Here is a 20,488-nt window from a genome sequence, read left to right on the forward strand (position 1 = left end):
ACCCCGGCCGGAACAATCACTCGGCGGTCGGCTCGGCCGCAGCTTCCCCGGCAGCCTCGAGCTTCGCCGGGGCCGCGATGGTCGCAACCGTGAAACCCTTCTCATGGGTCGCAGCCTTCGTCCCCGCCGGAAGCTTCACGTCTTCCAGGTGGATCGACGCGCCGATATCGAGACCGGTGACGTCGATTTCAACGGAGTCCGGAATGGCATCGGCCGGGACGGTCAGCTCGATCGAGTGGTGAACCACGTTGAGCACGCCGCCAACCTTGAGGCCGGGCGAGGCTTCCTGGTTCACGAAGTGCACGGGCACTTCCACATTGATGGTGGCGTCCTTGGCGACGCGCAGGAAATCGACATGGACCGGCGTATCCTTGACCGGGTCAAGCTGATAGTCGCGCGGAATGACGCGGGTCTTGTCGCCGCCGAGCTCGATTTCGAAAAGCGTGGTCAGGAAGTGGCCGGCGAAGATCAGCCGCTTTGTCTCGTTGTAGTCGAGCGCGATGGCGACGGCGGGTTGCCCCGAGCCGTAGATCACGGCGGGAACTTGGCCTTGACGACGAACTGCACGGGCGGCCCCCTTGCCGACCCGTTCGCGCGCCACGGCCTTGATCTGCTTCACAGAGGTCATGGTTCGGTCCTTGTGTGACCGGATGAAATGCAAAGAACCGCGCAGGATGCGCGGTTGCCTTGAACGTCGTCCGGCGGGCGCCGAAGGCACCCATTGGTTTTTCAACGTCTCAGTCGATACGCCCGTGCCTCCAAGGGTGTCTGGCGGGCGCGCGCGGCTTATACCGCCGATCGCGCCGGAAGACAAATCCGGAAGCGCTTGCCGCTCAGTCGAACAGGCTGGAGACGCTCGATTCCGAGGCCGTGCGGCCGATCGCTTCGCCGAGCAGCGGCGCAATGGTGATGGTGCGGATATTGCGCGCGACCTTCACCGCTTCGGTCGGCAGGATGGAATCGGTGATCACCATTTCCTTGAGCTGCGACGAGGCAATACGGGCAACCGCGCCGCCGGAGAGAACCCCGTGTGTACAATAGGCATAGACGTCGCGGGCGCCATGGGCGAGCAGCGCCTCGGCGGCGTTGCAGAGCGTACCCCCGGAATCGACGATGTCATCCACCAGGATGCAGGTGCGCCCCTCGACATTGCCGATGATGTTCATGACCTCGGATTCGCCAGGCCGTTCACGGCGCTTGTCGACGATGGCGAGGGGGGCATCGATGCGCTTGGCGAGCGCGCGGGCACGCACCACACCGCCGACGTCCGGCGAGATGACCATGAGGTTGCCGAGCTCGAGCCGCTCCTTGATATCGCGCACCATGACCGGCGCGGCAAAGAGGTTGTCGGTCGGAATGTCGAAGAAGCCCTGGATCTGGCCGGCGTGCAGGTCGACCGTCAGGATACGATCGGCGCCGGCATGGGTGATCATATTGGCGACGAGCTTGGCCGAAATCGGCGTACGGCCGGCGGCGCGCCGATCCTGCCGGGCATAACCGAAATAGGGCAGCACCGCCGTGATGCGGCGCGCTGAAGAGCGGCGCAGCGCGTCGATGATGATGAGAAGCTCCATCAGGTGATCGTTCGCGGGGAACGACGTCGGCTGCACGACGAAAACATCCTCGCCGCGGACGTTTTCCAGGATCTCGACGAAGATCTCCATATCCGCAAAGCGCTTGACCTGGCAGGCGCCGAGCGGGATCTCCAGGTAGGACGAAATGGCCTCCGCCAATGGGCGATTGGCATTGCCCGCGACAAGTTTGATCGAGGCTTTCATGCGGCCGAACTTCCGTATGTGATGATGGCGCGATGCGGAATGGTCGTAATGCCGGATGTCATGCCGCCGACATAATCCATTCTGGCGGGCTCATAACAGCCGGAGCGCCGCCGAACAATACCAGCGTCCTGTCAAAAATGCGCAAGGGCCGCTCACGGCGGCAGCGTCAGCAGGATTCTGGGCCGCTTGACCGGTTGCCCGGCCGGCACGCCCGTTTATTCCGCAAAGCCGAGCGCCGCCGTTCCCGCCGAAGACTGTCCAGTCGAATCCTGTCCAACCGAAGCCTGCACGGCTTCTGAGGCGGATGCGACCTGGGTGCCGAAAGCCGGAGCCGCCGGGAGTTCCGCCGCATCAGCCTGAGCCACGGCTGTCTGGCCGCCGAAGCGCGCATCTGTCGCAAGGAACCCGGCCACTTCGCTCATGCTGGTCGAGGCAACCTTGTCGATGATGGTCTGATCGACCGCCGTCCAGGCCGTGCTTGTCCGCGTATCGTTTGTCTTGGTATCGCCTGTCGCGGCATCTTTCGCTTGGGCAGCGCCGCCAGCGCCGGCGACCGAGAAGCTCGTCCCCTCGATCCGCTTCGCACGCCGCTTGTCACCGTCGAAGACATCCCAGACAAATGCGAGCTCCGTCGAGCCATCCTGCCGGTCATAGGCGGTGAGATAGCCCTTGAGCCTGTAACGCGCATCCGTGCCCGATACGAGCTCGACCTTGCGCGCCACCGCAGCGGTGGCAAGCGCAGTGGAAAGCTCGGACTTCACGGCATCAGGAGCGCCCTCGATGCTTTCGAGGGCGATGGGCATTCCCGGCGGGGCGTTCATTGCGGTGGGGTTGGTCTGGCAGGCGCCGAGCGCAAGAGCGACGACCGTGGCGCCGCAGGGAATCAGCAGCGAAGTCAATGCCTTTTGGGTCATACGTTTCCGCCGCTCCGTTCCGCTGATCGTGCTTAACAGACCCTTAACGTTTACGCCTGTGTCGCGGCAAGGTCCAGCGCAGTCGGCGAGGTTGGTTACTATCCAACACGCGACCATCTTGGGAGGGCATAAAAAGGCTTGCGTGCAAACGACTTGCGCGCAATTTAGAGCAATGGCCCGGGCCGGTTAGGCCTCCGCGCCGCAAGCGGAAGCTGGGCTGATGGGGTATGGTGCGTTCTGGCGTCAAGAGGAACTGCGATGAGTCGGGCGTTTAACATCGGGCCGGGGCGGCGCGTTGCGGCTGGACTGGCCTTGTTCGTGTTGGGACTGGTCATCACGGTATCGGTCGCGGGAGCCGCCGCACCCGCGGAAGCCCCTCCGGCCGCCACAGCCGCCGTCAATCCGCTTCGCAATGAGCTCGACACGAGTTTCACGCGGATGTGGGCGAATGTCGACCTCATCAGCGACCGTCTCGCGACGGTGCTGGCGGCATTGCCTGCTGCGCCGCGGGCGTTGGCCGACGCCACTGCCACGCTTCTGGACACCGCCGCCACCCCGCTGCTGACCCTCAGCAAAGTGCTCGTGGTCGTCTTGGCCGTGATTTGGCTGCCAGCTTTGCTCAGCCGCCTGTTCATGCGCTGGATGCGTCACCTCGACTTCACCGGGCCGGATGCCCGCGCGATCCTGCGTCGCGGCCTCCTCGACATCGTCGCCTTGGGGCTGACCGTGGCGGTCGCGGGAGTCGTGGGACGGAACCGGTTGCTGGGTCCAACCCTCTTCGATGCCTTCGCCGCGAGCATCGGGCTCGCTACCATCCAGTGGCGCATCTGGATGCTGCCCTTCCTCATCCTGCTGCGCCCATCGGATCCGCAGCAGCGGCTCATCCAGGCGGATGACCAACGGGCATTGATGGCCTATCGCAGTGCCGGCCTTTGCTTCGCGGCCGGCTTCGTCGCGGTGAAATACTTGCCGCTCATGATCGATGCGGGTATGCCCGTCCCGCCCGCGCAGGCCGTCGGCGTGGTCGTGGGCACGCTGATCATGATCGGCGCCGTATTCGCCCTGCAGCGGTTCTTCGCGCAGTCCAGGGGATGGCGCAAGACCATGGGGAATGTGGCGAAGGTCATGGTTCTCGTCGGCTGGGCGCTGTGGACCATCGGCGTGAGCATGCTGAGGTTCGAAGCCTATAACGTTGTGTTCTGGGCGATGGAGGTGGCCATCGCCACCTATATCATCGAGCGTCTCCTTTCGCGGGCGATCGCCCAGCGCGAAGCGGATGGCATCGCCGAGAAGGACAAGAACCGCTTCTCTCTGCTGCATGTCGCGCGGCGAACCATGGTGCCCGTTGCCGCGGCCGTCGTGCTCGTGATGCTGGCCCGGTCATGGCTGGTGGATGTGTTCGGCATCTTCACGTGGGAAGACTGGCGGACATTCGACCGTGCCCTGATCATGGTGATCAGCGTGCTCATTGTCGGCCATATCGCCTATGAGTTGCTGGGCTATTGGTCGTCGACGCGGCTCTCGGCCCCCGTCGCCGTCGCCGCCCCGATCGGGGATCATGAAGATGCGCTTCCCGGGGCCGGGCAGCCCACATCGCGGCTGTCAAGCATCATGCCGGTCGTGCGCGGCTTCTTCGGCGTTCTTGTGGTTGCCACGGCCTTGCTGCTCGGGCTGTCGCATCTCGGTGTCAATATCTCGCCGCTGCTGGCGGGCGCCGGCATCTTCGGCCTCGCCTTTTCCTTCGGCTCGCAGACCCTCGTGAAGGATATCGTCTCGGGCGTCTTCTTCGTGGCGGACGACGCGTTCAGGGTGGGCGAGTATATCCAGGCGGGCAGCCACAAGGGCACGGTCGAGAAACTGTCGTTGCGCTCCGTCCGGGTGCGCCATCAGAACGGCCAGTTCCACACCATTCCCTATGGTCAACTTGGCGCGGTGACGAATTTCAGCCGTGACTATGCAACGATCAAGTTCAATCTGCGTCTCGCGCGGGACACCGACATGGAAAAGGCGCGCAAGCTTGCCAAGAAGGTGGGGGCGGACCTGAGCGCGATGCCGGAATACGCTGATCAGTTCATCGCACCCTTCAAGATGCAGGGCGTCACGGACATCGAGCCCAACGCGCTGTTGTGCCGGTTCAAGTTCACCGTCAAGCCCGGCAAGCAGACGATGATCCAGCGCGAGGCGATAAAGCGCATCCATAAGGCATTCCACGACAGCGGCATCGAGTTCGCCTCCAATGCCGTCGTGGTTCAGGGGCGGGGCGGCACGATGCAGGAGCAGTCGCTCGAAGCAGCCGGCGCCGCCTCGACGACCATGGCGCCACCACAGCCCCAGCCGGCGGCGTGAACCGGTTGCCGCTGAACGCCGGCAACGATCTCCGACGTCTTGTCATTCTCGGCAGCGCGGGTAGCGGCAAGTCGACGCTCGCCCGGCAGATTGGCGAGCGTCTTGGCTTGCCCGTGGTCCATCTCGATGTGCTGTTCTGGGAGCCGGGCTGGAAGCAGCCTGACGACGCCGTGTTCCGTGCGCGGGTCGCGGCGGCGATCGAAGGCTACTCCTGGATCTCCGAGGGCAATTATTCCCGCCAGACCTTCGACCTGCGCCTGCCGCGCGCCGATCGGGTGATCTGGCTGGAAGCGCCGCGGCTCCTCTGCGTGTGGCGCGTGCTGATGCGCGGGCTCAAGGGCGGGCGCCGTCCCGACCTGCCAGTGGGTTGCGAGGAGCGGATGGACCGGGCCTATCTCGCCTTCCTGCGCTATGTCTGGAATTTCAACAGGGACGTCCGCCCGCGCATCGAGGCGACCCTGAGGGCGACGGGACCGTCGGTTCCCGTCACGCGCCTCAACGGCAGGGCTGACGTTGAGGCCTATCTCGCCACATTGCCGGTCAAGGCGCCTCGGTCCGAGGATGGCCCGTGACGCGAAAGCGTCATCCGGAATTCGGGAGCGCGAAATGCATCCGGAGACGGCACGGATCGCCGCGGCCCCCTTGACCTCCGGCGCCTCCGGGGTCACGTCATGCGCATGGTGATGGGACGCGACGATAAGCCGAACGAGGAAGCCGAGGCACAGCTTGTGCCGGGGGAGTTGAGGGCGGGCGCGAGCGTCGCGAGCGATGCGGGCGCTGATGAAGCGGATGATGTCGCGTCGAGCGTCGATTTCGACTTCGCCGAGAAGGCACCGGCGTCGCTGCGCGCCGGTGCCCTGATCATCCGCGATTTCTGGCAGACGGCTCCCAACAGTCCTGGCGTCTATCGGATGATCGACGCGGATGGGGATGTGCTCTATGTCGGCAAGGCGCGGCATATCAAGAAGCGCATCGCCTCCTATCTCAAGGGTATCGGCCACGGCGGCAACCGCACCGCGCGCATGATCGCCGAGACGGCGGCGATGGAATTCGTTGTCACCCAGACGGAAACCGAGGCGCTGCTGCTCGAGGCCAACCTGATCAAGCAGCTGCGCCCGCGCTACAACGTGCTGCTGCGTGACGACAAATCGTTTCCCTATATCCTTTTGACGGGCGACCATCCCGCGCCACAGCTCGTCAAGCATCGCGGCGCGCGCAACCGCAAGGGGGACTACTACGGCCCCTTCGCCAGCGCGGGCGCGGTGACGCGCACGGTCAACGCGCTGCAGCGCGCCTTCCTGCTGCGCACCTGCACCGACAGCTACTACGAGAACCGCACCCGGCCCTGTCTGCTCTACCAGATCAAGCGCTGCTCGGCGCCCTGCACAGGCGAGATCGGCCTTGATGACTACGCGGGGTTGGTTGCGGAGGCGCGCGCCTTCCTGTCCGGGCGTTCGACCGCTGTGAAGAAGTCGCTGGCCGAGGAGATGCAGCATGCGTCGGAAGCGCTCGAATTCGAGCGCGCGGCGCGCTACCGCGACCGTCTCGCGGCGCTGTCAGCCATCCAGGCGACACAGGATGTCAACCCGCAGTCCGTGGAAGAGGCCGATGTCTTCGCCATAGACCTGCAGGCGGGACAGTTCTGCGTGCAGGTGTTCTTCTTCCGGAACTACCAGAACTGGGGCAATCGCGCCTATTTCCCGAAGGCTGACGCCAGGCTGGCCCCCGATGAAGTCCTGTCCTCCTTCATCGCCCAGTTCTACGACGACAAGCCTTGTCCGCGGCTTGTGCTGCTGTCCCACGATCTGCCCGAGCAGGACCTCCTGGCTGATGCCCTTTCCACCCAGCGCGGCGGCCGCGTGGAGGTTGCGACGCCGCGCCGTGGCGAGAAGCGGGATCTCGTGGACCATGCCCTCAAGAACGCACGGGAGGCGCTCGCCCGGCGGCTCGCCGACAGCGCCTCACAGGAGAAGCTTCTGGCCGGTCTCGCGGCGGCTTTCGGCCTTGCCGCGCCGCCGCGTCGCATCGAGGTCTACGACAACTCGCATATAATGGGCACCAATGCGGTTGGCGCGATGATCGTCGCCGGCCGCCAGGGGTTCATGAAGACGCATTATCGCACCTTCAATATCCGTTCGGAGGATCTGACGCCGGGGGATGATTTCGGGATGATGCGTGAAGTCTTGAGCCGGCGTTTTGCCCGCCTCCTCAAGGAGACGCCGCGGGACGGGGCTGGTCCCTCCGCAGCGATCGTGATCACGCCGGATGATCGGGTGCTCCCTCTCCCCGGCGGGGAGAGGGATGGGGTGAGGGGTGACACACTCTTCAACCACGGCGCCCGTCCTCCTCATGTGGGCGAGCCGGAAGGCATGCCTGAGGGGGAGGTGGATGGCGCGTTTGAGGATGACGTGACGGACGACGACAGCTTTCCCGCCTGGCCGGACCTCGTCCTGATTGACGGCGGGCGGGGCCAGCTGGAGGCCGCCCGCGTGGCGCTCGCCGATATTGGTGTCACCGATGTGCCGCTCGTCGGCGTCGCCAAAGGCGCCGATCGTGACGCGGGTCGGGAGACCTTCGTCATGGCGGGGCGGACGCCGTTCAAGCTTGCTCCGCGCGATCCGGCGCTCTATTTCATCCAGCGTCTTCGCGACGAGGCGCACCGCTTTGCGATCGGCACCCATCGGGCGAAACGCAAGCGCGCCTTCACCAAGAATCCGCTGGACGAGATCACGGGTATCGGGCCCTCACGCAAGCGCTCGCTCCTCCTGCATTTCGGCACGGCCAAGGCGGTGTCGCGCGCCTCGCTGGAGGATTTGCAGCGGGCGCCAGGCATCAATGCGGCGACCGCACGCATCGTTTACGAATTCTTTCATGAGAATCAGGGCTGAATGGCATGGTCGATGGAATCTCTCCCAAACCGTTGACCCCCGCAGATACTCATGGTTCCTCCGGGAGCGGTGATTTACCCGGCCTTGCCATGCGACGCGCCCGCACATTCAGTCTGCCCAACATCCTGACCTATGGCCGGATACTCGCTGTGCCGGCACTGGTGGTCTGCCTGTTCTGGCCGCATGACATGGTTCTGCGCTGGGGCGCGTTCGTCATCTTCGTGGCGGCGGCGATCACCGACTATTTCGACGGCTATCTCGCCCGCGCCTGGTCGCAGCAATCAGCCATCGGACGGATGCTCGATCCCATCGCCGACAAGCTCCTGGTGGCGGCGATCCTCCTCATGCTGGTGGCCGACGGCACCATCCGCAGCTGGTCTCTGTGGGCGGCGATCATCATTCTCTGCCGCGAGATCCTCGTCTCCGGCCTGCGGGAGTTCCTGGCAGAGCTCCAGGTCAGCGTGCCGGTGACCAAGGTCGCCAAATGGAAGACGACGCTGCAATTGCTGGCTGTCGGCTTCCTGATTGCGGGTCCTGCCGGCGACCGGGTGTTGCCTGGCACGACGCAGATCGGCCTCGTGCTCCTGTGGATCGCCGCTGTGCTGACGCTCTACACGGGCTTCGACTACTTCCGCGCTGGCCTGCGGCATCTCATCGACCAAGAGTAGGGATTGGACCAGGAGTAGGCGCTCGCAGCCCTGGTTGCCCAGGGGCAGCATCCGCCACTACATAAGGGAATGGATGTAGGGCGCGAGGACGAGCGCTGCGAGGAACGGGGCGTATGGCCGAGGTGAAGCTGATTTATTTCGCATGGCTGCGCGAGCGTATCGGGCATGGCGAGGAAACGGCCGTGCTGCCGCCCGGCATCACGACGGTTGCGGAGCTGGTTTCATGGCTGCGCGGGCGCGGGGAGGGCTACGCGCGCGCCTTCGCCCAGCCCGACATCGTGCGCGCCGCCATCGACCGTCGCCACAGCCGCCCGGACACACCGCTCGCCGGCGCGCGCGAGATCGCCTTCTTCCCGCCGATGACCGGGGGTTGATCGTGACCGCCGCTCATCCCTCGAAAATTGTGCGCGTCCAAGAGGAGCCGTTCGATTCCGCGGCCCTCGCAGCCGAGTTGTCGGCGGGACGCACGGATATTGGCGCCATGGTCACCTTCACGGGCCTTTGCCGTGACGAGAATGGCGCGCTTGCGGTGCTGGAGCTCGAGCATTATCCCGGCATGGCCGAGGAGGAAATCGGCCGGCTGGCAACTGAGGCCGTGAGCCGCTGGTCCCTCATCGGCGTCGCTGTCGTGCATCGTTTCGGTCCGATCCGTCCCGGCGAGATGATCGTCGCCGTCGTGACCGCTTCGGTCCATCGCCAGGCCGCATTCGAGGCGGCGTCCTTCCTGATGGACTATCTCAAGACATCGGCCCCCTTCTGGAAGAAAGAGCATCGGGCCGATGGCGGTGATGCCTGGGTCGAGGCACGCGCGACCGACGAGAAGGCCATGGATCGCTGGCGCGCATCCGGACAGGTATTGCCGCATAAATAATCAAAGTGCGTTGTCGCACCCATCAGAACAACTCATGATTGCCCAATATGGCGGCATCTGCCGATGTCGCGTACAAGGGCTTCATGAACACGTCTTTGCCGAGCAGGACCGCCATGTGGAGCGCATGGCGCGCTGAAGCGCGCGCCATGGTCGCTCTTGGCTGGCCGTTGATCCTCACCAATGTCGCCCAGACCGCCATGACCACGACCGACGTGATCATGATGGGCCGCATCGGGCCACCGGCGCTCGCCGCGGGGGCGCTTGCCGCCAATCTCTATTTCGCGGTGCTGATTTTCTGCATCGGCCTGGTGACGGCCACGGCACCGATGGTGGCGAGCGAGCTCGGTCGCCATCGTCATTCCGTTCGGGACGTTCGGCGAACCGTGCGGCAGGGATTCTGGTCCGCTGCCATTATCTCGGTACCGGGATGGGCAATCCTGTGGAATGGTGAGGTGATCCTGCTGGCCTTCGGCCAGGAGAAGGATCTTGCAGCCGCGGCGGGCAGCTATCTCCGGACCCTGCAGTGGAGCCTCCTGCCGTTCCTGCTCTATCTCGTGCTGCGCTCCTTCGTTGCGGCGCTCGAGCGGCCGATGTGGCCGCTCGCCATCGGCATGGTCGCCATCGTCTTCAATGCGTTGGCCAACTGGTGCCTGATGTTCGGCCATCTCGGCTTTCCCGCCCTCGGACTGCCGGGCTCGGGGATTGCCACAACGTTGTCGAGCTCGCTGCTCTTCGTCGGACTTGCCGGCGTTGTCCTGATCGAGCGCCGGTTCCGCCGCTACCACCTGTTCGGCCATTGGTGGCGGCCGGACTGGCCGCGCCTCGTCGCGTTCTGGCGGCTCGGGCTGCCCATCGCCGCGACGATCACGCTCGAGGTGACCATCTTCAACGCGGCCGCCTTCCTGATGGGCCTGCTGAGCTCGGCGGAACTGGCCGCCCACGCCATCGCCATCCAGATCGCGTCGCTTGCTTTCATGGTGCCGCTCGGGGTGGGGCAGGCGGCGACGGTCCGTGTGGGGCGCGGTTACGGCGCGCGCGACCCGGAGGCGATCCGGCGCGCGGGCTGGATGGCCTTCATCATCTGCATGGGTTTCATGACCGTGACGGCGTCGGCGATGGTCCTGCTGCCGGACCTGTTAATCAGCGTCTTCCTCGATACGGAAGATCCGGCCAATGCCCAGGTGATCGGCTTCGCCATCCTGTTCCTGGCCTTCGCGGCCCTGTTCCAGGCGGCGGATGGCGGACAGGCGGTGCTGATCGGCATGCTCCGCGGCCTGCATGACACGCGCGTACCCATGCTGATTGCGGCAACGGGCTACTGGATCATCGGCCTGCCGCTCGGCGCCGTTCTCGCCTTTCCGCTCGGCTGGCGCGGCGCGGGAATCTGGACGGGGCTCGCGACCGGGCTCGGCGTCGTCGCCCTGCTCCTGATGTGGCGCTGGCTGCGCCGCGAGCGCAACGGGCTCGTGCCGACGAGAAGCAAGGCGCAAGCGCCGCTGGACCTTGCCGCCGCGCATCCGTGAGACATGGCGCGGGGCTTGGCCTTTGCTGTCCGGCTTTGTCCTGGACGCCGCGTTGATCCCTCCCCTGAAGGGGAGGGATCAGTGCTGGCGGTTCTCCGGCGGTTTGCCACAGGATAACCAGCGCGGACCAACCCGACGCCTGTCTGATCGCAAACAGAAGGGGCCGGCCCTTGCGGGCCGGCCCCTTCGTCCGCTGGTATAGACAACCGCCGTTGTCAGGCGGCAGCCTTGGCCTTGGGCTGCACCTCGCGGGTGTAGTCCTCGGCAAGCGCCTGCGTGATGGCGGCTGGCGTGAAGGTGTATTCGCCGATCTCGCCGACGGGCGTCACTTCCGCGGCGGTGCCGCAGATGAAGCATTCGCTGAAGGTGGCGAGTTCTTCCGGCAGAATGGTCCGCTCGTTGATGGCGATGCCGCGGCGCTTGGCGAGCGCGATCACCGTGCGGCGGGTGATGCCATCGAGGAAGCAATCGGGCGTCGGCGTGTGCAGGGCGCCATCCTTCACGAAGAAGATATTGGCGCCGGTGCATTCCGCCACATGGCCGCGCCAGTCCAGCATGAGCGCATCGGCATAGCCCTTGCGCTCGGCCTTGTGCTTGGAGATGGTGCAGATCATGTACAGGCCCGAGGCTTTCGCCTTGCAGGGGATCGTCGCCGGATCGGGGCGCCGGAACTCGGCCATGTCGAGGCGGATGCCCTTCCGGCGGGCTTCCGGATCGAAATAGCTCGGCCATTCCCAGCTTGCGATGGCGAGGTGGATCTTGTTGTGCTGGGCGGAAACGCCCATCATTTCCGATCCACGCCAGGCGACCGGACGGACATAGGCATCAGCCTTGCCGTTGGTCCTGACGACGAGTGCCTTGGCGGCGTCGATCTCTTCCGCGGTGAAGGGAATCTCGAAGTCGAGGAGTTTGGCGGACTGGAGCAGGCGCTCGGAATGCTCCCTCGTCTTGAAAATCTCGCCGCCGTAGGCCCGCTCACCCTCGAATACGCAGGACGCATAGTGCAGGCCATGCGACAGCACATGCAGGGTGGCGTCCTTCCAGGGAATCAAGGCGCCATCGAACCAGATGGAACCTTCTCGCTGATCGAAGGGGGTGGCAGACATCTCAAAAATCTCCTTGGCAAATCCCCGCGAACTTACGATGTGCTTATGATTGCGATTTAAACATAGCGTGCATCGACCCGTTGGGGTTCTTTCATTTCGCGGATGATGCTTGACGAGTAACAATCTGCCTGAGATATGTCAATAAGGCTGACATAAAAATAGGAGTATCGGGTTGGCGCAACTGCGTACGCGAACCGCGGCCCGACGATCTGCCGCGGTGGACGTGTCCCCTATCGAAGAGGAAGCCCCGGCACCATCTGACGTCAAGGCGCCGCGGGCTTCCGCGCCCATGAACGCCGATGCGCCGGCTGGCGATGATCGTGATCGTGCGTCTCCGGATTACGAGATCATCGAGCTCTTCTTCTTCGCCTATCGCGACTTTGTGAGCGATCCCGATCGCATGCTCAACTCCTATGGGTTCGGGCGCGCGCACCATCGCATCCTGCATTTCGTGGGGCGCCAGTCGGGCCTCACCATCGCCGAGCTGCTCGACATTCTGCGGATCACCAAGCAGAGCCTCAACCGGGTTCTCAAGGAGCTGATTCGCGACGGCTTCGTCGAGCAGCGCGCCGGCGTGACGGACCGGCGCCAGCGTCTGCTGTATCTGACCGAAAAGGGGGAGGCCTTGTCGTTGGCGATGTCCGCCGTGCAGCAGGAACGCATTGCCCGTGCGCTTTCAAAATGCGACGCTGGCGCGCGTGAGGCGGTGCTCGATTTCCTGTTCGCGATGATCGACCCGGATGACAGCGCCCATGTCGCGCGTTTGGTGTGGAAGGAAGCAGGGCGGCGGTCGTGACCCGCATGGATGTCGCACAGGTGGAACTGGCTGATGATGCGCCGCATCTGCTCGTCGTCGACGACGACCGGCGTCTGCGGCAGCTTCTGACGCGCTTCCTGAACCAGAACGGTTATCGGGTGACGGCGGCGGCGACGGCCGCAGAGGCCGAAGGCGTACTCGGTCATATGGTCTTCGACCTCCTGATCCTCGATGTCATGATGCCGGGTGAGAACGGGTTCGACTTTGCGCGACGGCTGCGGCATGGCTCCGATGTTCCCATCATCATGCTGACGGCACGGACCGAGTCGGCGGACCGGGTCGAGGGGCTCGAGACCGGGGCGGATGACTATCTGTCGAAGCCGTTCGAGCCGCGGGAATTGCTGCTCAGGATCGGCAATGTGTTGCGGCGGCTCTCCAACGAGGGTGCCGAATCGGGCCCGCAGCGTGAGGCCGTACGCTTCGGCGAATTCCTGTTTCGGCTCGATCGGGGTGAACTGCGCCGCGACGGCGAGATCGTGCGGATCACTGACAGGGAGCGCGATATCCTGACCATTCTTGCAAACCGCGCGGGTGAGCATGTGCCGCGGGAGGAACTTGCCGGCCATGGCGGTGCGGCGAGCGAGCGCACGGTCGATGTCCAGATGAACAGGCTTCGGCGGAAAGTGGAGCGCGACCCCGCCAATCCCGCCTACCTCCAGACCGTGCGCGGGATCGGCTACAGGTTGCTTGTCGACGGATGACCAACTGGTTGAGCCACGGCGGGCTGGCCAAGGCGATCACGAGCCCCGGCGCCTTGTTCGATCGTTTCGCGCGGCGCGTCGGCAGTCTCCTGCCCAAGGGGCTCTATGCGCGCACGCTGATCATTATCATCGCGCCTTTCATCATCCTGCAGTCGGTCGTCGCCTATGTGTTCATGGAGCGGCACTGGCAATTGGTGACCCGGCGCCTGTCGTCGGCCGTGACCAGCGACATCGCCGCGATCATCGATGTTTATGAAAGCTATCCGCAGGACAATGATGCGGCGACGCTGAGCACGATCGCCAGCGACCGGCTCGGCCTCGACATCGATTTCCTGCCCGGCACGGACTTGCCACCGCCCGGCCCCAAGCCGTTCTTCTCGATCCTCGACGGCGTGCTCTCCGATGAGATCCGCCGGCAGATCGGGCGGCCGTTCTGGATCGATACGGTCGGCCGCTCCAATCTCATCGAGATCCGCATCAAGCTCGACAAGGCGGTCATGCGGATCATCGCGCGCCGCAGTCTCGCCTACGCGTCCAACTCCCATATCTTTCTGATGTGGATGCTCGGCACCTCCATGGTGCTGCTCATGATCGCCATCCTGTTCCTGCGCAATCAGATCAAGCCGATCCTGCGCCTCGCCAATGCCGCGGAAAGCTTCGGCAAGGGCCGCGATGTCACCTTCATGCCGCGCGGTGCGCGCGAGATCCGCCGGGCGGGCCAGGCCTTCATCGAGATGCGCCGCCGGATCGAGCGCACGATGGAGCAGCGCACGACGATGCTCAACGGGGTCAGCCACGACCTGCGCACCATCCTCACCCGGTTCAAGCTGTCGCTGACCTTCATCGAAGACAGCGCCGAGCTGGAAGCGCTGCGCGCCGATGTGGACGAGATGGCCCGCATGCTGGAAGCCTATCTCGCCTTTGCCCGCGGCGACGCCGGGGAGCAGGCCGCGCCCACCGATATCGCGGAGATGCTCCAGTCCATTCGCAGCGATTTCGAGCGCCAGGGCGAGGAGCTATCCGTCGAGGTGACCGGCCCGCTCGTCGTGACGGTGCGGCCGGATGCCTTCCGCAGGCTCCTCGTCAACCTGATCACCAACGCGATCCGCCACAGCGTGGTTGTGGAGGTGCGCGCGGGGGTGGAGGGGCGCTGGCTCCTGCTCACGGTGGACGACGATGGGCCGGGTGTACCCGCCGACCAGCGCGAGGAGGTGTTCAAGCCCTTCGTGCGGCTGGATGAGGCGCGCAACATGGACGAGGGCGGGACCGGGCTGGGCCTTGCCATCGTGCGGGATATCGCCCGCTCGCATGGCGGCGACGTGACGCTGGCCGACAGTCCGCTCGGCGGCCTCCGCGCCCTGGTGCGGATCCCGGTATAGCTCAGCCCGGCGCGTCGCTGCCCAATTACCGCCGGCGGTGGGTGAGGGGCGCGCGCGAAACCAGCACCTTGTCGATGCGCGCGCCGTCGAGATCGACGATCTCGAACCGCCAGCCCTGCCATTCGAAGGCTTCTCCCACCTGCGGCAGGCTCTTCAGCACCCACAGCACGAAACCGGCGACCGTGTGGTAGTCGCGGTCCGCATCGAGATGCAGGTTGAGCAGATCGGCAAGCTCATCGGCCGGCACCGAGCCGCCGATCAGGAAGGAGCCGTCGTCGCGCTCCACGATGCCGGGACCCTCGTCATCGTCCTCGCCCTGGTGGAAGGCGCCGGCGATGCCCGACAACAGGTCCGCCGGCGTCACGATTCCCTCGAAATTCCCATATTCGTCATGCACGAGCGCCATGGGCACCTGAGACGTGCGCAGCCGGTCCAGCGCGGCGAGGGCGCCGAACGTGTCGATAACGACGGGCGCCTCGCGCACGAGCTCACGCACCTTCAGCGGTTCGCCCGACAGGAGCACATTGAGCATGTCCTTGGCCTGGATGACGCCGACGGGCACACCTTCCTCGTCCATGGCGGGCAGGCGCGAGCGGCGGCTGTCGAGAACCGTGCGGCGGATGGTCTCCTCGTCGTCGGTCAGGTCCACCCAGTCCACGTCCGGCCGCGGTGTCATGATCGCAGCGATCGAGCGATCGGCAAGCCGCATGACGCCGGCGATCATGCGCCGCTCCTCGGGGTCGAGGACGCCGGCGGTCTCGGCCTCGGCGACCAGCGTCCGGATCTCCTCGTCGGTGACATTGGACGAGCGTTCGCCCCGCGCGCCGAGGAGGCGCAGCATCGCATTCTGCGAGATATAGAGGATATAGACCAGCGGCGCGCACAGGCGCGACAGCAGAACCATCGCCGGCGCAATGGTGGAGGCCATTGCCTCGGGGTTGCGCAGGGCGAGCTGCTTGGGCACCAGTTCGCCGATGATGAGCGACAGGTAAGTGATCGCGCCGACGACGAGGCCGAAAGCGAGCGGATCGGCGAGGCGCGTCGACAGGCCCTGGTCCTCGAAGACGGCGGTGAGCCGCGTCGCGAGCGTGGCGCCGGAGAAGGCGCCCGCGAGAACGCCGATGAGGCTGATGCCGATCTGGACGGTGGAGAGAAAACGGCCGGGGTCGGATGCCAGCTTGAGGGCCGCGCTGGCCCCCTTGCGACCCGACGCCGCAAGGGCTTTCAGCCGCGGGATCCGCGACGAAACGACGGCGAGCTCAGACATCGCCAGCACGCCGTTCAGCACAATGAGAACGGCGACAACCAAAAGTTCAAATGTCACCATGGCTCTGTGGTCATAGCATGGGGGCGAGCCTGGCGAACAGCAGGCGGCTGCTTAATATTCAATCAGTAAAGGCGCCCGCCATCGGGCACTGCGCGATCGGGGCTGATGAGCATCACTTCGCCCGCGGCATCGGGCACGCCGAGCGTCAGCACCTCCGAGATCATGGGGCCGATCTGGCGGGGCGGAAAATTGACGACAGCGAGAACCTGACGGCCGACAAGGCCTTCAGGCTCATAGTTGCGGGTGATCTGCGCGGATGACTTCCTGCGCCCGATGTCCCCGCCAAAATCGATAACGAGCTTCAAGGCCGGTTTGCGCGCTTCAGGAAAGGGCGCGGCCTCGACGATCGTGCCGACGCGAATGTCCAGTTTCTGGAAGTCGTCGTAGGTGGCGGTGGATGGTCCCGGAGATGTCGATGATTGTGAAGATGATGTCATTTGTTCAAGTTTGAAACGGCGAATCGTGCATCCGCCGCTTCATCCTCGCGCATCACGCAGCATCCGTCGAGCCGGGCCTTCCATTTCCTGCGCTTGTCTGGCCGAGGCCTGTGAAGCAGCATCCAGCGTCCATAAGCCTTCATCGCCGGGCTTGTCCGACGAGGGCGACGCCAGTGCTGGAACCTCCGATGACACGAGTCGAGGCCAGAATTTATGGCCGGTGGCGATCAGCCCTATAGCGCGGGAACGTAGTCGTCCCCGTCGCGCAGGTCCGGTTCCTCATCCTCGCGGCGGCGATGACGGCCGTAGCGACGGCGGGCGCAGAGCGCCCGGCCGAAGGCCCGCAAGGGTGCGGTGAGGCGATGCACGTCCTGGGCGTAGAGAAGGACGCGCTCGCCCTTGCGCAATTCCCGATCGAGACGCGCGAGGGTGCGGGCCAGATCGGGTTCGTCATCGTCGATCCAGGTCTCGAAGGTTCTGGCAAAGACGGCGACCGCGCCCTGGATCTTGAGCGTGCCCAGCGTCCCTTCGGTCGATATGCCGGCCGCCGCCAGCATGAAGCGCTGGGAATTCGCCGCGAGCTTGTTCAGGGCGGCAATCGCCAGGGGCTCGTGCCGCAGGCTGCGCGTGATGTTGCGCAGCGCCGCCTTATAGGGCGCCAGCGCGTCGAAGCGACGCATCATGATGTCGAGGAGACGCTCGCGTGCCGGCTCATCCGCCAGGTCGTCGGTCGTGCCGTCCAGGACGATGCGGTCGATGCGCTTGGTGAAGCCGGCCAGGATGGCGCCCTTGGACGGATAGGTATCACGCAGGTCGGCCAGGCTGATGCCGGCTTCCCGGGCGATGTCGACGAGCCCGATGGCGCGCCACTGATGCCCGGCAGCCAACCGCATCAGGGCATCAATGACAGCATCGCGCCGATCGGGGGCGGTGCGGCCGGAAGCCGAGGCGGCTGCGGATGCCTGAGCGCTCGCCGGGGGCGGCGCTTCATCCTTGGCCCGGGGGGAAACTGGCTTCTTGACCATCGGGATCTCCTCAAGAGTGAGCCGCTTCACTCAACATAATGACGCAAGCGGGCCAAAGTGAGGACCCCGGGGCAAAAAAGATGGCCCGGCGCCCCTGGCCTCAGCCGGACAATTCCGCGGCGCGGCGCTTGGCGGCCTGGGCGGTGCGCAGGATGAGCGGCTGCAGGCCGTCGGCGGCCATCAGCACCTCGAGCGCCGCCGCTGTGGTGCCGCCTTTCGACGTGACGTTCTCGCGCAGCGTGCCGGCGGCGAGGTCCGACTGATGGAGGAGTTCGCCCGCACCGCTGACGGTTGCGCGGGCGAGCCGCACGGCGACGTCGGCGGGCAGACCGAGCGTGCGGCCAGCCTCCGCGAGGCACTCGGCGAGATGGAAGACATAGGCCGGCCCCGAGCCCGAGATGGCCGTGACGGCATCGATCAGGGATTCGTCGTCCAACCATTCGACCGAGCCGACGCCCGACAGGAGCGCCTGCGCGAGGTCCCGCTGGGCCAGGGTCAGGCCTGAACTGCCGACAGCGGCCGTCACGCCCCGGCCGATCGAGGCAGGCAGGTTCGGCATGGCGCGCACGATCGCCCGGGCGGCCGGCAGCCGCTCCTTGATATCGGTGATCGTCTTGCCGGCCAGGATCGACAGAATGACGCTGTCGGCCCCGATCAGCCTGTCGAGCTGCGGGGCTGCCTCATCGAGCATCTGCGGTTTGACGGCGAGCACAAGGACGGCCTGCGGCGCAAGGTCCGCGAGCGCGGGATTGAGGGTGAGGCCCTTGTCCGCAAGGGCCTGCATGGCCGGGGAGGGATACGGATCGATGACCGTGATCCGCGCCGGCGGCAACCCGATCTTCAACCAGCCGTCGAGCATGGCGCCACCCATCTTGCCGGCGCCGACGAGGAGGAGGGAGGCGGGAAGTGCGACTGTCATGACGGAACCCGATCGTCTCGAACAAACCAGAAGGGCAAGGCCGTCGCGAGCATGCGACCAGCCAGGCGATGCCGCTGTTGTGGGTTGCCCGAGCGATCAGGTCAAGAAGAGACGAGACCTCGCGTCTTGAGGAATTGAAGCGTCATTCCCGGTGCAGGCCTCTCGGCTCACTCCGGAATGACGGCGTGGTTCGGTTCGCGAAGGGGGCCGAAGCTCAACGCCGGCCGGCTCGTGGTTCTGCTCCGACATTTGCATCCGTCTGATACGGGCCTTGGAGCCAATGTCGGAGTCAAGAGAACCACCAGCAAGTTAATGGTTTTAGTGGAGCTTTTGAATGTGACATTTGATCTGGAGCCTCATGTCAGGCGGGACTCCCATGTCAAATTCGCTCCACAGGGCCGACCGGGAGGCTCAGGCCTCGCCTTCCGTCTCGAACAAGACGTTGTCGAGGGCCTCCCGGGCGCTCTTGCCCGCCCACATGACGAACTGGAACGCCTGATAATAGCGTTCGCACGCCTCGGTCGCCGTGCGCAGCAGCATCTCGCATTGCCCATGGTTGGGCTCCGCGCCACCGGCGAGCAGCAGCGAATGGCGGAACATGACCACGTTCTCGCGCGTCCAGAGATCGAAATGCCCGACCCAGAGCTGCTCGTTGATGAGTGCGACGAGCTTCAGGACTTCCGTCTGCAGCCGATCCGGCACCTTGAGGTCGAAGGCGCAGCCGATATGGACGGCTTCCATGTCCTCGATCCAGGTGAAGGCGATGTGATAGTCGGTCCAGCCGCCGGACACCGAGACCGACATCTCGTCGTCCTCGGCGCGATCGAAGGTCCAGTCGTGATCCGACGCAAGCCTTTCGACAACGTCGAGGGGATGCTCAGAGCGATTAACTTCAAACTCGACGTGCGTCATGCCGAACCCTCGGCTTGTGCGGAGCTGTCGGGATGCGAGCCTGCACCGGATGCGCAAGCCACATCGGGAAAACACGAACACGTGCGACGCCACCCTGCCTGGATAGGCCGAATAGAGTTCCGGTTTATCCATCGGGGCGTACTCATCGGCGTGGCCCCCATCGATAAGTGGGAGCCCCGAATGAGCGAATCACTTGTCTGATTGACTATATCCCGCACGAGTCCCACCGCAAGAAAGACCAACGAACGCTCCGGGATTCGCTGTCTTCGCACAACAGTTCCTTTGGCGCCGTCCACAAGTCTTGGGCAAAACATTGCTCGAGACGTGGTCGCGGTTCGGCGGCACCCGGCGCTGTTGAAATGGGATGACGGACCACGCTTCTCAGATTTTTTCCGGATTGGCTGCGTCGGAAAGCCGCGTTTCCAGGGCCGCAATGCGCGCTTCCAGCTTTTCGTTTTCTTCCCGCGCGATCAGCGCCATCTGGCGAACCGCCTCGAACTCCTCGCGGGTCACCACGTCCATAGTGCGCAATAGCCTCTCCATCTGCGCGCGCATGATGGCTTCAGCTTCGCGGCGCGCGCCGTCTGCAACACCCGCGGCATCGGTGAACAGGCGGGCGACATCATCGAAGAAGCGGCCGGTCGTCTGTGTCATGATAAAAACCTCATTCGATGTGATGGAGCTCATGGGCTTACTCTGCGGCTCCATTGTGTCCGTTGTGGCACGGTCGCCGCGCGATATACGTCCCAGTCCATCGCGCATCTCGATAACACGGCTTGACCGGCCGGTCTCGCCATTGAAACTGTCGCCACGTTCTGCGAGCTGTGTGGCCGGGACACATTCTGGACCACGAACCGCTCGCGCAAGGATCAGGTCG

At 64.9% G+C, this 20,488-nt stretch carries 20 protein-coding genes; 10 read left to right on the top strand and 10 right to left on the bottom strand.

What is annotated here, in order from left to right; all coding sequences use genetic code 11:
* Positions 1-16: 16 nt before the first annotated feature.
* The 3 genes from C7450_RS21315 to C7450_RS21325 all read right to left on the bottom strand — a co-directional run bounded on the left by C7450_RS21315 (position 17) and on the right by C7450_RS21325 (position 2,692).
* A complete protein-coding gene (locus C7450_RS21315) occupies positions 17-628 on the bottom strand; it encodes a 50S ribosomal protein L25/general stress protein Ctc (protein WP_110376479.1) in 612 nt (203 codons plus the stop codon).
* Positions 629-833: 205 nt separating this feature from the next.
* Positions 834-1,778, bottom strand: a complete 945-nt coding sequence (locus C7450_RS21320; protein ID WP_110376480.1) for a ribose-phosphate pyrophosphokinase — start codon at positions 1,776-1,778, stop codon at positions 834-836.
* 215 nt (positions 1,779-1,993) lie between these two features.
* Positions 1,994-2,692, bottom strand: a complete 699-nt coding sequence (locus tag C7450_RS21325) for a hypothetical protein (protein ID WP_110376481.1) — start codon at positions 2,690-2,692, stop codon at positions 1,994-1,996.
* A gap of 258 nt (positions 2,693-2,950) precedes the next feature.
* On the opposite strand from C7450_RS21325, the gene C7450_RS21330 reads away from it, so the two are divergent.
* The 7 genes from C7450_RS21330 (at position 2,951) to C7450_RS21360 (ending at position 10,988) form a co-directional block, all read left to right on the top strand.
* On the top strand, positions 2,951-5,038 hold the full coding sequence (locus C7450_RS21330; protein ID WP_110376482.1) for a mechanosensitive ion channel family protein: 2,088 nt from the start codon (positions 2,951-2,953) through the stop codon (positions 5,036-5,038).
* Positions 5,035-5,610 carry a P-loop NTPase family protein gene (locus C7450_RS21335; protein ID WP_210206495.1) on the top strand — a complete coding sequence of 192 codons (576 nt, stop codon included), beginning with the start codon at positions 5,035-5,037 and terminating at the stop codon, positions 5,608-5,610. The genes C7450_RS21330 and C7450_RS21335 overlap by 4 nt, the downstream gene beginning before the upstream one ends.
* Before the next feature lie 111 nt (positions 5,611-5,721).
* Positions 5,722-7,926 (top strand): excinuclease ABC subunit UvrC, encoded by a 2,205-nt coding sequence (uvrC, locus tag C7450_RS21340; protein WP_110376655.1) that lies wholly within the window; start codon positions 5,722-5,724, stop codon positions 7,924-7,926.
* A gap of 89 nt (positions 7,927-8,015) precedes the next feature.
* Positions 8,016-8,594: a CDP-diacylglycerol--glycerol-3-phosphate 3-phosphatidyltransferase gene (gene pgsA / locus C7450_RS21345; protein WP_245450024.1), complete on the top strand. Its 579-nt coding sequence runs from the start codon at positions 8,016-8,018 to the stop codon at positions 8,592-8,594.
* A gap of 122 nt (positions 8,595-8,716) precedes the next feature.
* Positions 8,717-8,968, top strand: coding sequence for a molybdopterin converting factor subunit 1 (gene moaD / locus C7450_RS21350; protein WP_110376657.1), 252 nt, complete (start codon positions 8,717-8,719; stop codon positions 8,966-8,968).
* 2 nt (positions 8,969-8,970) lie between these two features.
* Positions 8,971-9,465 (top strand): molybdenum cofactor biosynthesis protein MoaE, encoded by a 495-nt coding sequence (locus tag C7450_RS21355; RefSeq protein ID WP_110376658.1) that lies wholly within the window; start codon positions 8,971-8,973, stop codon positions 9,463-9,465.
* Between the two features lie 83 nt (positions 9,466-9,548).
* The gene (locus C7450_RS21360) at positions 9,549-10,988 is read left to right on the top strand and encodes an MATE family efflux transporter (protein WP_425351254.1); all 1,440 of its coding nucleotides are present in this window, start codon (positions 9,549-9,551) and stop codon (positions 10,986-10,988) included.
* A gap of 215 nt (positions 10,989-11,203) precedes the next feature.
* On the opposite strand, the gene C7450_RS21365 is transcribed toward C7450_RS21360, so the two are convergent.
* Positions 11,204-12,094, bottom strand: a complete 891-nt coding sequence (locus C7450_RS21365; protein ID WP_110376484.1) for a branched-chain amino acid aminotransferase — start codon at positions 12,092-12,094, stop codon at positions 11,204-11,206.
* A 289-nt stretch (positions 12,095-12,383) separates the two neighbouring features.
* Between C7450_RS21365 and C7450_RS21370 the strand changes: the two genes are divergently transcribed.
* The 3 genes from C7450_RS21370 to C7450_RS21380 are packed head-to-tail and all read left to right on the top strand — an operon-like array spanning position 12,384 to position 14,991.
* Entirely contained in the window at positions 12,384-12,890 is a 507-nt protein-coding gene (locus tag C7450_RS21370; protein ID WP_110376485.1) for a MarR family winged helix-turn-helix transcriptional regulator, read from the top strand.
* A 5-nt stretch (positions 12,891-12,895) separates the two neighbouring features.
* Positions 12,896-13,612 (top strand): response regulator, encoded by a 717-nt coding sequence (locus C7450_RS21375; protein WP_210206500.1) that lies wholly within the window; start codon positions 12,896-12,898, stop codon positions 13,610-13,612.
* Complete coding sequence (locus tag C7450_RS21380) at positions 13,609-14,991, top strand: ATP-binding protein (protein ID WP_110376487.1); 1,383 nt, start codon at positions 13,609-13,611, stop codon at positions 14,989-14,991. Before C7450_RS21375 ends, C7450_RS21380 begins: the two co-directional genes overlap by 4 nt.
* Before the next feature lie 25 nt (positions 14,992-15,016).
* On the opposite strand, the gene C7450_RS21385 is transcribed toward C7450_RS21380, so the two are convergent.
* The 6 genes from C7450_RS21385 to C7450_RS21410 form a co-directional block, all read right to left on the bottom strand.
* Positions 15,017-16,318 carry a hemolysin family protein gene (locus C7450_RS21385; protein ID WP_110376488.1) on the bottom strand — a complete coding sequence of 434 codons (1,302 nt, stop codon included), beginning with the start codon at positions 16,316-16,318 and terminating at the stop codon, positions 15,017-15,019.
* Between the two features lie 62 nt (positions 16,319-16,380).
* On the bottom strand, positions 16,381-16,755 hold the full coding sequence (locus tag C7450_RS21390; RefSeq protein WP_110376489.1) for a tRNA-binding protein: 375 nt from the start codon (positions 16,753-16,755) through the stop codon (positions 16,381-16,383).
* Between the two features lie 233 nt (positions 16,756-16,988).
* The gene (locus tag C7450_RS21395; RefSeq protein ID WP_110376490.1) at positions 16,989-17,780 is read right to left on the bottom strand and encodes a TetR/AcrR family transcriptional regulator; all 792 of its coding nucleotides are present in this window, start codon (positions 17,778-17,780) and stop codon (positions 16,989-16,991) included.
* 100 nt (positions 17,781-17,880) lie between these two features.
* On the bottom strand, positions 17,881-18,699 hold the full coding sequence (proC, locus tag C7450_RS21400; RefSeq protein WP_110376491.1) for a pyrroline-5-carboxylate reductase: 819 nt from the start codon (positions 18,697-18,699) through the stop codon (positions 17,881-17,883).
* A 411-nt stretch (positions 18,700-19,110) separates the two neighbouring features.
* Entirely contained in the window at positions 19,111-19,611 is a 501-nt protein-coding gene (locus tag C7450_RS21405; RefSeq protein WP_110376492.1) for a type III secretion system chaperone family protein, read from the bottom strand.
* Between the two features lie 381 nt (positions 19,612-19,992).
* The gene (locus tag C7450_RS21410; RefSeq protein WP_110376659.1) at positions 19,993-20,265 is read right to left on the bottom strand and encodes an accessory factor UbiK family protein; all 273 of its coding nucleotides are present in this window, start codon (positions 20,263-20,265) and stop codon (positions 19,993-19,995) included.
* Between the last annotated feature and the right edge of the window lie 223 nt (positions 20,266-20,488).

It is taken from the genome of Chelatococcus asaccharovorans, assembly GCF_003201475.1.
In the GTDB taxonomy this organism is placed as follows: domain Bacteria; phylum Pseudomonadota; class Alphaproteobacteria; order Rhizobiales; family Beijerinckiaceae; genus Chelatococcus; species Chelatococcus asaccharovorans.

Bases quoted from the DNA above. Each gene is read 5' to 3' on its own strand.
- C7450_RS21315 (WP_110376479.1), bottom strand. From the start codon at position 628: ATGACCTCTGTGAAGCAGATCAAGGCCGTGGCGCGCGAACGGGTCGGC.
- C7450_RS21320 (WP_110376480.1), bottom strand. From the start codon at position 1,778: ATGAAAGCCTCGATCAAACTTGTCGCGGGCAATGCCAATCGCCCATTG.
- C7450_RS21325 (WP_110376481.1), bottom strand. From the start codon at position 2,692: ATGACCCAAAAGGCATTGACTTCGCTGCTGATTCCCTGCGGCGCCACG.
- C7450_RS21330 (WP_110376482.1), top strand. From the start codon at position 2,951: ATGAGTCGGGCGTTTAACATCGGGCCGGGGCGGCGCGTTGCGGCTGGA.
- uvrC (WP_110376655.1), top strand. From the start codon at position 5,722: ATGGGACGCGACGATAAGCCGAACGAGGAAGCCGAGGCACAGCTTGTG.
- pgsA (WP_245450024.1), top strand. From the start codon at position 8,016: ATGCGACGCGCCCGCACATTCAGTCTGCCCAACATCCTGACCTATGGC.
- C7450_RS21360 (WP_425351254.1), top strand. From the start codon at position 9,549: ATGAACACGTCTTTGCCGAGCAGGACCGCCATGTGGAGCGCATGGCGC.
- C7450_RS21365 (WP_110376484.1), bottom strand. From the start codon at position 12,094: ATGTCTGCCACCCCCTTCGATCAGCGAGAAGGTTCCATCTGGTTCGAT.
- C7450_RS21370 (WP_110376485.1), top strand. From the start codon at position 12,384: ATGAACGCCGATGCGCCGGCTGGCGATGATCGTGATCGTGCGTCTCCG.
- C7450_RS21375 (WP_210206500.1), top strand. From the start codon at position 12,896: ATGGATGTCGCACAGGTGGAACTGGCTGATGATGCGCCGCATCTGCTC.
- C7450_RS21380 (WP_110376487.1), top strand. From the start codon at position 13,609: ATGACCAACTGGTTGAGCCACGGCGGGCTGGCCAAGGCGATCACGAGC.
- C7450_RS21385 (WP_110376488.1), bottom strand. From the start codon at position 16,318: ATGGTGACATTTGAACTTTTGGTTGTCGCCGTTCTCATTGTGCTGAAC.
- C7450_RS21390 (WP_110376489.1), bottom strand. From the start codon at position 16,755: ATGACATCATCTTCACAATCATCGACATCTCCGGGACCATCCACCGCC.
- C7450_RS21395 (WP_110376490.1), bottom strand. From the start codon at position 17,780: ATGGTCAAGAAGCCAGTTTCCCCCCGGGCCAAGGATGAAGCGCCGCCC.
- proC (WP_110376491.1), bottom strand. From the start codon at position 18,699: ATGACAGTCGCACTTCCCGCCTCCCTCCTCCTCGTCGGCGCCGGCAAG.
- C7450_RS21405 (WP_110376492.1), bottom strand. From the start codon at position 19,611: ATGACGCACGTCGAGTTTGAAGTTAATCGCTCTGAGCATCCCCTCGAC.
- C7450_RS21410 (WP_110376659.1), bottom strand. From the start codon at position 20,265: ATGACACAGACGACCGGCCGCTTCTTCGATGATGTCGCCCGCCTGTTC.